General features: G+C 31.7%; 8 protein-coding genes and 1 other RNA gene. 6 read left to right on the plus strand and 3 right to left on the minus strand.

The features are described 5' to 3' along the window. Positions 1-95: 95 nt before the first annotated feature. Together secG and DR024_RS06540 are read left to right on the plus strand one after the other, a co-directional pair. Positions 96-326, plus strand: a complete 231-nt coding sequence (gene secG / locus DR024_RS06535; RefSeq protein WP_049178285.1) for a preprotein translocase subunit SecG — start codon at positions 96-98, stop codon at positions 324-326. Between the two features lie 151 nt (positions 327-477). Next, entirely contained in the window at positions 478-2,502 is a 2,025-nt protein-coding gene (locus tag DR024_RS06540; protein ID WP_111918362.1) for a sodium-translocating pyrophosphatase, read from the plus strand. Between the two features lie 97 nt (positions 2,503-2,599). Here DR024_RS06540 and DR024_RS06545 read toward each other — a convergent pair whose 3' ends face one another. Next, positions 2,600-4,423 carry a COG1361 family protein gene (locus tag DR024_RS06545; RefSeq protein ID WP_111918364.1) on the minus strand — a complete coding sequence of 608 codons (1,824 nt, stop codon included), beginning with the start codon at positions 4,421-4,423 and terminating at the stop codon, positions 2,600-2,602. Positions 4,424-4,721: 298 nt separating this feature from the next. On the opposite strand from DR024_RS06545, the gene rnr reads away from it, so the two are divergent. Then, positions 4,722-6,950, plus strand: coding sequence for a ribonuclease R (gene rnr / locus DR024_RS06550; protein WP_111918366.1), 2,229 nt, complete (start codon positions 4,722-4,724; stop codon positions 6,948-6,950). Between the two features lie 36 nt (positions 6,951-6,986). Then, positions 6,987-7,457 carry an SsrA-binding protein SmpB gene (gene smpB, locus DR024_RS06555; protein ID WP_027098730.1) on the plus strand — a complete coding sequence of 157 codons (471 nt, stop codon included), beginning with the start codon at positions 6,987-6,989 and terminating at the stop codon, positions 7,455-7,457. A gap of 1,909 nt (positions 7,458-9,366) precedes the next feature. Here smpB and DR024_RS06560 read toward each other — a convergent pair. Continuing rightward, positions 9,367-9,546 carry a hypothetical protein gene (locus DR024_RS06560; RefSeq protein WP_027098729.1) on the minus strand — a complete coding sequence of 60 codons (180 nt, stop codon included), beginning with the start codon at positions 9,544-9,546 and terminating at the stop codon, positions 9,367-9,369. Positions 9,547-9,751: 205 nt separating this feature from the next. Here DR024_RS06560 and ssrA point away from each other — a divergent pair. Next, positions 9,752-10,104, plus strand: a transfer-messenger RNA (tmRNA) gene (ssrA, locus tag DR024_RS06565). 87 nt (positions 10,105-10,191) lie between these two features. On the opposite strand, the gene DR024_RS06570 is transcribed toward ssrA, so the two are convergent. After that, positions 10,192-10,992 carry a MerR family transcriptional regulator gene (locus DR024_RS06570; protein WP_049179292.1) on the minus strand — a complete coding sequence of 267 codons (801 nt, stop codon included), beginning with the start codon at positions 10,990-10,992 and terminating at the stop codon, positions 10,192-10,194. Positions 10,993-11,099: 107 nt separating this feature from the next. Here DR024_RS06570 and DR024_RS06575 point away from each other — a divergent pair, with 107 nt between their 5' ends. Next, positions 11,100-12,827, plus strand: a complete 1,728-nt coding sequence (locus DR024_RS06575) for an ABC transporter ATP-binding protein (protein ID WP_049179293.1) — start codon at positions 11,100-11,102, stop codon at positions 12,825-12,827. Positions 12,828-12,829: the final 2 nt, after the last annotated feature.

The following is a 12,829-nucleotide window of genomic DNA, read 5'->3' on the forward strand; positions in this document are numbered from 1 at the left end:
CTTCTTTAAAAATATTTGTAAAAAAATGCATAGTGTGATATGATAATTTTATTGTAATATGTATTTATTAGGCTTACTAAGCAGGAGGTGTTCCTATGAAAACTGCATTATTAGTTGTAGAAGTTATATTAGGATTAATAGTTATTGTATCTATATTAATGCAACCAAGTAAATCAGATGCTTTAAGTGGATTAGTACAAGGAAGCAAAAATGAAACTTTCTATGCTAAAAATAAAGTAAGAACAAAGGAAGTAATGTTAGAAAGATTAACAGTTATTTCAATGGTTCTTTTTGCAGCTACTACTTTAGTATTAAACATAATATAAATAAGATAAATTAACAGCTATTTATGTAGCTGTTTATTTTTTTGCTTTAAAATAAAATTTCCTAATCTTCTTGTGACTCTTTTATGGAGAAGATGAATAGCATATAGTGAGATAATAATGGACTGCTAATTTTTATTAAGGAGATGATAAAGTGAACTTATTAATAATATCTGCACTTTGTGGTATAGCAGCTCTACTAGGAAATATTTTCATTATAAAAGGAATTGTTAAAAAGGATCCAGGGGACAATGAAATGCAGGAAATAGCTGGACATATTGAAGAGGGAGCTATGGCTTTTTTAAAGAAAGAGTATAGATATTTAGCTGTTTTCATAGTAGTGGTTGGCCTTACTATAGCAATATTCCTTAAAGTGCAAACTGCAGTGGCGTTTTTAATAGGAGCAGTATTCTCTATTTTAGCAGGTTATGTTGGAATGAGAGTTGCAGTAAAAGCTAATGTTAGAACAGCACAAGCAGCAAAAACAGGAATTAAAGATGCTTTGTCTGTAGCTTTTTCAGGTGGAACAGTTATGGGCTTATCTGTTGTTGGACTAGGACTTTTTGGATTAGGATTACTTACAATTATTTTTGATTTAAATACAGAATATATAACGGGTTTTGGACTTGGAGCATCCTCAATAGCTTTATTTGCAAGAGTAGGGGGAGGCATTTATACTAAGGCTGCTGATGTTGGAGCTGACTTAGTGGGAAAAGTTGAAGCTGGTATACCGGAAGATGACCCAAGAAATCCTGCTGTTATAGCCGATAATGTAGGAGATAATGTAGGGGATGTTGCTGGTATGGGAGCAGATCTTTTTGAATCATATGTAGGTTCTATAATATCTGCAATTACCTTAGGGTCATTATTAACCAATGTATCAGGAAGAGATGGAGCAATATATCCTATGATATTATCAGGGCTTGGAATTATAGCTTCTATTATAGGAATATTATTTGTTAAAAATATAAAGGGTAATAACCCTCAGAAAATATTAAATACAGGTAGTACAATATCAGGAATACTAGTGGTTATATTTGGAGCAATAGCTTGTTATTCTATGTTTAACTCACTAAAACTATTTATTCCGGTAATAGCTGGACTGGCTGTTGGAATGATAATAGGTAAGATAACTGAAGTTTATACATCCTCAGATTATAAGTCAGTAAAACTTATTGCTGATGAATCAGAAACAGGAGCAGCAACTAACATTATTTCAGGATTATCAGTAGGAATGAAATCAACAGTTATTCCAATAATATTAATTGCAATTGGAATCCTAGTAGCTTACTTTGGTGTAGGAGGAGCGTCAGATGCTAAAGTAGGCCTTTATGGTATTGCCCTTTCAGCAGTAGGTATGCTATCAACAACAGCTATTACAGTAGCAGTTGATGCATATGGACCAATTTCTGATAACGCTGGAGGAATTGCTGAAATGGCAAATCTAGATCCAGAGGTAAGAGAGATTACTGATAAATTGGACTCTGTAGGAAATACAACAGCAGCAATTGGCAAGGGGTTTGCTATTGGTTCAGCAGCACTTACAGCCCTAGCTCTATTTGCATCATATGCTCAAGCTGTTAACTTAGAAAAAATTAATCTTTTAGAACCAACAACATTAGTAGGAGTATTTATTGGTGGAATGCTACCTTTCTTATTTGGGGCATTAACAATGTCTTCTGTAGGAAAAGCAGCAACTCAAATGGTTGAAGAGGTAAGAAGACAGTTTAAGGAAAAGAGAGGCATATTAGAAGGAACAGAAAAGCCAGATTATTCAAGATGTGTTGAGATATCAACTCAAGCTGCATTAAGGGAAATGGTTTTACCTGGAATATTAGCAATAGTAATTCCAATAGGTGTTGGTCTTCTTCTTGGAGCAGAAGCATTAGCTGGGCTTATTGCTGGGGGAGTAGTTACAGGTGTTCTAATGGCTATTATGATGTCAAATGCAGGTGGAGCTTGGGATAATGCAAAGAAATATATAGAGGGTGGAGCTCATGGAGGTAAGGGAAGTGAAGCTCATAAAGCAGGTGTAGTAGGAGATACGGTTGGAGACCCATTTAAGGATACATCAGGTCCATCCATGAATATATTAATTAAGCTTATGACAATAGTTTCATTAGTATTTGCACCACTTATCATTAAGTATGGAGGAATACTTCTTAATCTAATTAAATAATTATATTGGTTAAAAAATAGAAAAAGATAATAAGGATTTAGTAATTAAACTACATCCTTATTATCTTTATTATTTAAATTTTTTTTCTTATTTTAAACTAATGTTTTGGTCTATATTTCTTTCTTAATGCTACTACGCCACCTAATGAAGTCATAGATGCTATTAAAAGCCCTGCAATGTTTGAAGGGTCTCCAGTTTTAACTGGTTCAGATGGTTTAACTTCAGGTGTAACAGGAGTTTCTGGAACTTCTGGTGTTGGTAGAGGAGTTAATCCTTTAATAGTTAATGTTTGAGTTAATACTATTGGAGCTTCATCACCATAAGTAACCTTAACATTATAGGTTATAACTCTATCTTCATAGCTAGGTTTTATAGCTAAGTTCCATCCATCTCCAGCACCATAACCTGGAGCTACTGGAATAAAGTGATTTAATGAGTCTTCTTCACTTTCACCTTCTTCACCCATAACTGGAAGTGGTAATAAAGTTAAGTCATCCTTAAATTCTTCTGGGATTTCTAAGTCAACATGAACGTTTGGTTCATTATTAAAATCAGGATCTTCTTCAGCATTATTATTTATTGTTACATCAACTTTATATGGGTTATATTCATTATCTTCATTTGGATTAATAGATACATTTTCTCCGCCAGCTAAAGAAGCTGAAATACTACGTTCAGCATTAGCCTTTATAGTAAGGTTTTGTTTTACAATCTTAGTTTCTGTAGAATCAGATTTAACAATTACATTAAAATAAGCATTTATATCATCATAATAGTTGCCTTCAGCGACTTTTAATTGGATATCTGAATTAGCACTTTGCTCAGGTGCTAAAGTTCCTATATTATGTGTAGCATCTCCTACAATAGATAATAAATCTCTATATTCTTCTGGAATTTCAACGGTTGAAACAACATTATTTAATGGAATATCACCACTATTTTTTACAGTTGCAGTTGTTTCGTAAGTTGGATAAGTTCCATCTTCATTTGCTTCTATAGTATTATTATTTAAAACAGATACAGATATATCACTATTAACTTGAGAATTTAAAGAAGATGCTCCATAGTTACTTGTAATAGTTTTAGTTTCGCCAGGTTGAATAGTTATATCTTCCCAATACATAACTACACAACTATCCCCATTGTGGTAATCTTCGTTTATTTCATTATTCCATATATTGCTTGCATCATCAGCTAACCAATTAGTAAATTGAACTTTAGTTGGTTTTGAATCTCTTGAAAAAGTATATTTAGCTACAGCTGAAGGATTTTCTAAATTATCATAAGCAAACCAATAATTTGGAACTTGAGTACCAGTAAGTTCTTTTCCTGTATCAAAGCTTCCTACACCAGGAACATTAAAAGGTGCACGATCATTTGTACCAACATAAGTATCAAGCATTGTTTTAAATGAGAAAGTTTTAGCTTCATTACTAGTATTAGTGAAAGTATAAGTCATAGCAGTAGAGTCTTCATAAGAAGATCCTGGACTCTTAGCTAAGCCTAAATTACGATCTACTTTAATGCCTTTATCAGATTGATATGAAGATTTTATAGAATTTCCGCTTTTTGAAGTATTTTGCCAGCTTCCAGTATATTCACCTAAGTCACCTGTGGTTAATACCTCTAAATCATCACCTACTTTTAGAACTTCAGCATTTGTATATCCAAACAATAATCTGACGTCATTATCATTATCATTTGTTGGGTCTCCTCCAGTGGTCATAATAGTAAATTGACCACCACGAATTGCATTAACTAATAAAGAATCATTAGAAATTTTGTAATCTTCAGTATCGCTGTATAAAGTCAAAATTGAATTGGATTTTTCTTCAGCAGCACTTGTAGAAACAACAGGCATTATTACTAATGAGGTTGTAAGAGCTGCTGCAAGAATTAATGATAAAAATTTTCTTTTCATAAATTTACCTCCCACAAAATGTAAATACAAATACAATTATATCCATTTAATGGGAATGCTATCAATAAGAAAAGTTACAAATCGTTCACAAAAAGTTGACAAAAACTTTTAAAATATGATTGTAAAATATTACTCATGAATAATATTTAGAAAGCAAATGTCACAAAATAAAGAATGTAGTAGAATATATGAAAGTATCCTAAAGTAGTGCAATATGGTAATATAATAAATAGATTAGTTATTTTTAGAATGGGAAATATAATTAATGAAATATTATTCAAATATATAGGAGGTAATAATGGGAATAAAAGATACATTATTAGAATTCATGCGTGAAGAAGCATATAGACCGATGGATATTCAAGAACTAGTTTCAGTTTTTGACATTAATCCTGATGAATATAGAGCATTTAAAAAGACATTAAAAACAATGGAGAAGGAAGGGCTTATTTTTAGAACTAAAAAAGATAAGTTTGCGCTTCCAGAAAGATTAGGACTTATTACAGGTAAACTACAAGCTCATGCTAAAGGATTTGGTTTCTTAATTCCAGAAGTAGAGGGAGAAAAGGATGTTTTTATTCCAAGTTCTTTTATAAATGGAGCTATGAATGGAGATAGAATACTTGTACAAATTACTAGGGAAGATAAGAACGGAAAGAAGAGAGAAGGAGAAGTAATTCAAATTCTAGAAAGAGGTAATACAAAGATTATTGGTGTATATGAAGACAGCAAAAACTTTGGATTTGTAATTGCAGAAGATACAAGGATTAGCCAAGATATATTTATATCTAAAAAGGACAGAAATGGTGCTAAAGACGGAGATGTTGTAGTTGTAGAAATTACTAAGTGGCCAGAGAAGAGAAGAAGTCCTGAAGGTGTAGTTAAAGAAGTGCTTGGACAAAAGGGTGATAAGGGGTTAGATATTCTAACTATAATTAAAAAGTATGGTCTTCCAGAAGAGTTCCCACCTAAGGTTCAAGCTTTTACAGCAGGTATTGACGAGGAAATACCTTTAAAAGAATATAAGAGAAGAAAAGATCTTAGAGATGTTAGAATGGTAACTATTGATGGAGAAGATGCTAAGGATTTAGACGATGCAGTTTCTATAGAAAGACTTGATAATGGAAGATACAGATTAGGGGTTCATATAGCAGACGTATCTCATTATGTTAGAGAAAAGAATCCTTTAGATAAGGAAGCTTTAAAGAGAGGTACATCAGTATACTTAATAGATAGAGTTATACCTATGCTTCCTAAGAAGTTATCTAATGGTATTTGTTCATTAAATCCTAAGGTAGATAGATTAACACTTTCTTGTATCATGGTCATAGATGGTAGTGGTAAGGTTTTAGACCATGAAATTGTTGAATCTGTAATAAGAACAAATGAAAGAATGACTTATACAGATGTAACTAAGATACTTAAGGATAATGATCCAGAGCTAAGTAAGAGATATGACTATCTTTTAGATGATTTTAAAGCAATGGAAGAACTTTGTAATATTTTATATAAGAAGAGAACAAAAAGAGGGGCTATAGATTTTGAGTTTGAGGAATCTAAAATTATATTAAATGAATTTGGTAAGCCTATTGATATTAAGCCTTATGAAAGAGAAATAGCAAATAGAATAATAGAAGAATTTATGCTTGTGTGTAATGAAACAGTGGCTGAGCATATGTTCTGGAGTCACTTACCATTTGTTTATAGAATTCATGAAGATCCAGATGAAGAAAAGCTTGAAAAGTTTAGAGAATTTATATATAACCTAGGCTATATTGTTAAATGGAATGGAGAGGTTAAACCTAGAAATCTTCAAGAAATTTTAGAAAAGGTAAGGGGTAAGAAAGAAGAAACAGTTGTAAGTACTTTACTTTTAAGAAGCATGATGAGAGCAAAATATTCTCCTGAATGTGTAGGGCACTTTGGTCTTGCAGCTAAGTATTATTGCCACTTTACTTCGCCAATTAGAAGATATCCAGATTTACAAATTCATAGAATAATTAAGGAATTTATAAATGGTAAGATAGATGATGATAGAAGTAAGAAGTTAACAGCTCTTGTTGATTATGCAGCAAGACAATCTAGTGAAACAGAAAATATTGCAACAGAGGCAGAAAGAGAAGTTGACGACCTTAAGAAGGCTGAATATATGTTAGATAGAATTGGAGAAGAGTTTGAAGGTATTGTATCTTCAGTTACTTCTTTTGGTATGTTTGTAGAATTACCTAACACAATTGAAGGACTAATTCATATAACAGCTTTAGATGATGATTACTATATTTATGATGAAAATCATTTATGCTTAATGGGTGAAAGAACTAAGAAGATTTATAGATTAGGTGATTTTGTTAAGGTTAGATGTAGCAAGGTAGATATTCCAAACCGTGAAATATATTTTGATATGGTAGAAGATGAATATATTAGGGAAGAAATTAAGGCTAGCAAAGAATTAGCTGAAAAAATATCTGAAGTTAAGCAAGAACTTAAAGAGGAAGACGTTGAAGAAACAGATGATAATATATTATAATTTATAAAAAAAATAAAAGCTAAGTAGGTGAGAAATTTGGTAAGAAAAAAGAATAGTAATTCCTTAGCTGAAAATAGAAAAGCACGTCATGACTACTTTATTGAAGAAACTATGGAGGCAGGATTAGCTCTAGTTGGTACAGAAGTTAAATCAATTAGAGGAGGTAAGTGTAATTTAAAGGATAGCTATGCAGATATAGAGAATGGTGAAATTCTTATAAAGCAAATGCATGTAAGCCCATATGAACAAGGAAACATTTTTAATGTTGATCCTATGAGAAATAGAAAGTTATTACTTCATAAGGAAGAAATTTTTAGACTTCAAGGATTAGTTCAAAGGGATGGATATACTTTAATTCCATTATCACTTTATCTAAAGAATGGTAGAGTTAAGGTTGCTCTTGGGGTTTGTAAAGGTAAGAAGAATTATGATAAGAGAGATTCTATGCTAGAAAAAGCTGCTAAGAGAGATATGGATAGAGCTATTAAAAATAGTGGCAGATATTAGTTAGGATAAAAGAAGAGAATAAAGATGCCTGAATATCTAAATCTATGATTTAGTAATATGAGGGTACTCTGTGAGTAAGAGAGATAAGGTGGAGAAATTGCTTGGTAATTTCTCTGCCTTTTTTTGTAGTAAAGTAAGGAGGTAAAAAGGTAAAAAGGATAATCAGGATAAAAGAGATAATAAAGTTGAAGAGGAAACTCTGCTATCGCTAGAGTTTCTGGAATATATAGATCGGCAGTGGTAATTATGAAAGTTTTATTTGTGGGAATAGGATTTTGATTTTAAGTTGAGTTTGTGAGAGCTAAGGTACGAGGTAAGATAAAAAAGATAGCCAGGATAAAAGAGATAATAAAGTTGAAGAGGAAACTCTGCTGTCGTTAGAGTTTTTGAAATATATAGATCGGCAGTGGTAATTATGAAAGTTTTATTTGTGGGAATAGGATTTTGATTTTAAGTTGAGTTTGTGAGAGCGAAGGTACGAGGTAAGATAAAAAAGATAATCGGGATAAAAGAGATAATAAAGTTGAAGAGGAAACTCTGCTGTCGCTAGAGTTTCTGGAATATATAGATTGGAAGTGGTAATATGAAAGTTTTATTTGTGGAAATAGGGTTTTGATTTTAAGTTGAGTTTGTGAGAGCGAAGGTACGAGGTAAGATAAAAAAGATAATCAGGATAAAAGAGATAATAAAGTTGAAGAGGAAACTCTGCTATCGCTAGAGTTTCTGGAATATATAGATCGGAAGTGGTAATTATGAAAGTTTTATTTGTGGGAATAGGATTTTGATTTTAAGTTGAGTTTGTGAGAGCTAAGGTACGAGGTAAGATAAAAAAGATAGCCAGGATAAAAGAGATAATAAAGTTGAAGAGGAAACTCTGCTGTCGTTAGAGTTTTTGAAATATATAGATCGGCAGTGGTAATTATGAAAGTTTTATTTGTGGGAATAGGATTTTGATTTTAAGTTGAGTTTGTGAGAGCGAAGGTACGAGGTAAGATAAAAAAGATAATCGGGATAAAAGAGATAATAAAGTTGAAGAGGAAACTCTGCTGTCGCTAGAGTTTCTGGAATATATAGATTGGAAGTGGTAATATGAAAGTTTTATTTGTGGAAATAGGGTTTTGATTTTAAGTTGAGTTTGTGAGAGCGAAGGTACGAGGTAAGATAAAAAAGATAATCAGGATAAAAGAGATAATAAAGTTGAAGAGGAAACTCTGCTATCGCTAGAGTTTCTGGAATATATAGATCGGAAGTGGTAATTATGAAAGTTTTATTTGTGGGAATAGGATTTTGATTTTAAGTTGAGTTTGTGAGAGCTAAGGTACGAGGTAAGATAAAAAAGATAGCCAGGATAAAAGAGATAATAAAGTTGAAGAGGAAACTCTGCTGTCGTTAGAGTTTTTGAAATATATAGATCGGCAGTGGTAATATGAAAGTTTTATTTGTAAGAGAGAAGTTTTGATTTTAACTTAAGTTTATGAGAGAAGAGTGAGAGTGATTAATTTAAAATTTTTATTTGGATTTTATTTACTGTTATGATATAAGAGCAGAAAGTTAAGAAGTTAAAAAGATAAGAAGTTAAAAAGTTATAGGAAAAATGCGGGGTTAGGAAGATAATAAGGATGAAAATGATAATAAAGATGAGGATGAAACTTTGCTTCGTTAGCGTTTCTTTTTTTAGTTAAATTAAAAATAAAAATAATATTATTAATATAAATAATAAATCTTAGAAAAATTCTTTTATAATAAAAATTCTAATAAATATAACAATATATAAATATAACAATATATAAATACATAGCAAAAATGCAGATTGAGGGAGGAGTTGGTGGAGCTATGAATTATTTTATAAAATAAAAAAATAGCTTCAAAAAAATTTTGGAAGCTATAGAGAGAGTTTTTAAATAAATTTTTATATATTTTCTATAGTGAAGTTATAAAATGGTTGGTATTCTACTGAAGTTGATTCTCCTGTGATTAAAAATAAAGCAGATGCTAAGATGTACATGAGAATTAAAACTAGAAGAACAGTTCGTAAGGTTAATCTTTTTTCTTTTATTACCGATAACACATCGCTGATCCAAATCTCCATAAATTTTTCTCCTTTGTTTAATAAGTTCAGTAGTAGTATTCTCTTTTATTTATAGAATTATTTTCAAAAAATCATATTTATACGTGGCAATTATTTCAGAGGGCCGTCACATTGACAGTGAATTTTTTATATTATATAATGAATTCACTGAAGAAATTAAAAACTAAATATTGCAATTTGTTTTGAAAGTTCTTCTTATCAACATGGGGGCGTTTTGGCTTCGACGGGGGTAAGATGGGTTTGATAAGCGAGCCGAGGTAAGCATGTTCCCTCGTTAATCAAGTATGCATTAAAGATAAACGCAGAAGATAATTTTGCATTAGCAGCTTAATATAGCCGCTCATCAGTCCAGGATGCCTACGTCTTGGGTAGCTGGTGTCATAAAGTAGGAAACGAAGTCTAGCAAAGCTTTGAGCTAGAGGGGTATTTATGAAGCTAGGGAGTGAGGAGTTTGTTTGTGAGCTAACTCATGACCGAAATTTTAATCACAAACTACGCTCGTAGAAAGTCAGGCTGGTCTGCTTTCGGACACGGGTTCGACACCCGTCGCCTCCACCATAGAAAAAAACTGTACTTTTAGTAGTACAGTTTTTTATTTTCACAAATTTAATTTTCCTTTTTATTAGAACTCCTTAAGTATTTAAATTAAGTATCTTCTACCATTATTTCTATCTTAACACAGTATTGATTTTCATCTTTTGTTGAAAGTTCATTTAGGGGATATTCCTCATAGGCATCACTACATATGCGTAAATTATTTTCTTTTATAAACTCATATAATTTTTCATAAAGATCATCAGATTCTCCATAAGCACATCTTCCATAGAAAACTGCATACTTACCTTCAGGCTTATATGAATTTTGTTCATTTATAGCTTTAAAGTAATATTGAGTTACATATAAAGGAGTTCCTGCTTCAATGTCTTCCTTACTAATAATAGCACCAAGGGGATAACCTATATCAATTCCATTTTCATAAGCGAAATTATAAAATGAAATAGCAGACCCATTAGAGGAGTCTTTAGAAGCTATAGGGCCTAAGAAAATAGGTTCTTTCTTTTTGTATTCAATATTTATACTATTTTCTTTATATTTAATAGCTTCCTCTGCCATATCAACATAAAGTTGCATAACTTCTAATATACGCTTAAGCTTTTTTATTTCAGTTAATATATGTTTTTTCTGTGAGCTAAATAAGGAGAACATTTCTTCAGGAGTACGTATATCAATATATCTTCTTATTTCTTCAATTCCGATTCCAATTTCCCTAAGAGAGGTAATTAAATATGCTGTGGTTAATTGATTTCTAGTATAATAGCGGTAGCCATTTTTACCACGGAATTCTGGTGACAACAGTCCAATTTGATCATAATATCTTAAATTTTCACGTTTAATACCTGTAAGAGCAGAGAACTCCTTAATTTGCATATTAGACCCATCTTTCATAATAACCTCCAAATTTTAAATTACTATTGACATTAAAGTTACTTTAAGCTTTATAATACCACTGAAAATAAATTTTATCAAAATTACTTACATAATGGAGGTAAACTATGAAGTATTTAAAACTATTCCTAAAAGAAAGAAAAGGCAAAGTAGGAATAACATTAATCATGCTTTTAGGACAAGCAGTAGGGACATTATTAATTCCATTTCTAATAGCAGGGATTGTAGATAATGGAATTTTAAAAGGTGATATGAATGAGATTCTTAATATAGGTGGCCAAATGCTATTAGTTCTTTTAATAACAACAGTGGCAGCTGTACTAGGAAGTTATTATTCTGCTGACCTTGCTGCAGTGTTTGGATATTACATGAGAGATAAGATTTTCCGTAAGAGTCAGGAGTTATCTATTCATGACTTTGACACTATTGGAGTTTCTTCTATGATTACACGTACAACTTCAGATATTTCTAATCTGCAACAGACTTTTGGGTTGGTCTTACAGCTTATAGTTCCAGCCCCACTTATTATTGTTGCATCTATAGCTATGACAACATATACTAGTTTAACTTTAGCATTGGTACTTATTTTATCTGTAGTAATATTTATAGTTTTTGCTAGGTTAGTACTTAAGAAATCAATATTTATTTCTAAAAGGGTTCAGGATAAATTGGATTATATTAATCAAGTAATAAGAGAATCTATTACTGGAATCCGTGTTATTCGTGCTTTTGGAAATGAAGAATACGAGGAAGATAGAGCAGGTAAAGCCTTTAAGAATTATGCTACAGATATGATAAAGCTAAATAAGATATTTGCTGTATTAAATCCTACAATATGGCTTATGATTGGCGTGTCCGTAGCTATTATAGTTTGGGTAGGTGGAGTATTTTCTATGAAGGGGTCAATGGAAATTGGCCAGATAACTGCTGTAACTGAATATTCTATTATTACATTAAGCTATTTAATATTGGCTACAACAACAAGTGTTACTCTTCCTAAAATGAAATCATGCCTTGATCGTATAGAGGAAGTTTTGGAAATCAATCCAGAGATTCAGGATTTTAATATAGAAAAGAAATGTGCAAAGGACGATTGTGCAGTGGTTGAATTTGAAAATGTGTCTTTCTTTTATAAGGGGGCAGAGGAACCTGTTATAAGAGATATATCATTTTCATGTAATAAAGGTGAGACAACAGCTATTATTGGAAGTACAGGCTCTGGTAAGAGTACTATTGCTAACCTTATTTTAAGGTTACATGACATAGATCAAGGAGAAATTCGAATAAATGGTGTGGATATAAGATGTCTTTCTCAAAAGGAATTAAGAGATACAATTGGTTACGTTCCTCAAAAAGCCTTTTTATTTAGTGGGACAATTGAGGATAATTTAAGGATGGGATATAAAGAGGCAACTAAAGAAGATATGGAGAGAGCATTAAGTATTTCTCAATCAAAATCTTTTGTAGATAAATTACCTATTGGGCTAAAGTCTGAGGTCTCCCAAGGTGGATCAAATTTCTCAGGTGGGCAGAAGCAACGTTTGTCTATTGCAAGAGCTCTAATTAGGAAGGTCCCAATTTATATTTTTGATGATAGTTTTTCTGCTTTGGATTTAAAGACAGATTCAGCACTTCGTAAATCACTTAAAGAAAATATGAGAGATGCAGCTAAGATAATAATTGCACAGAGAGTAAGTACAATTATGGATGCAGATCAAATCCTTGTGTTAGATGAAGGAAAATTAGTTGGCATTGGAAAACATATTGACTTAATGAAAAACTGCTCTGTATATCAAGCAATTGCTAAAAGTCAGATGAGTATAGAGGAGGTTTGATT

The organism is Clostridium paraputrificum (assembly GCF_900447045.1).
Taxonomy (GTDB): Bacteria; Bacillota; Clostridia; order Clostridiales; family Clostridiaceae; genus Clostridium; species Clostridium paraputrificum.

What these genes read in the sequence shown, in the direction of transcription:
- secG (WP_049178285.1), top strand. Translation starts at nt 96, where the DNA reads ATGAAAACTGCATTATTAGTTGTAGAAGTTATATTAGGATTAATAGTT.
- DR024_RS06545 (WP_111918364.1), bottom strand. Translation starts at nt 4,423, where the DNA reads ATGAAAAGAAAATTTTTATCATTAATTCTTGCAGCAGCTCTTACAACC.
- rnr (WP_111918366.1), top strand. Translation starts at nt 4,722, where the DNA reads ATGGGAATAAAAGATACATTATTAGAATTCATGCGTGAAGAAGCATAT.
- DR024_RS06560 (WP_027098729.1), bottom strand. Translation starts at nt 9,546, where the DNA reads ATGGAGATTTGGATCAGCGATGTGTTATCGGTAATAAAAGAAAAAAGA.
- DR024_RS06570 (WP_049179292.1), bottom strand. Translation starts at nt 10,992, where the DNA reads ATGAAAGATGGGTCTAATATGCAAATTAAGGAGTTCTCTGCTCTTACA.
- DR024_RS06575 (WP_049179293.1), top strand. Translation starts at nt 11,100, where the DNA reads ATGAAGTATTTAAAACTATTCCTAAAAGAAAGAAAAGGCAAAGTAGGA.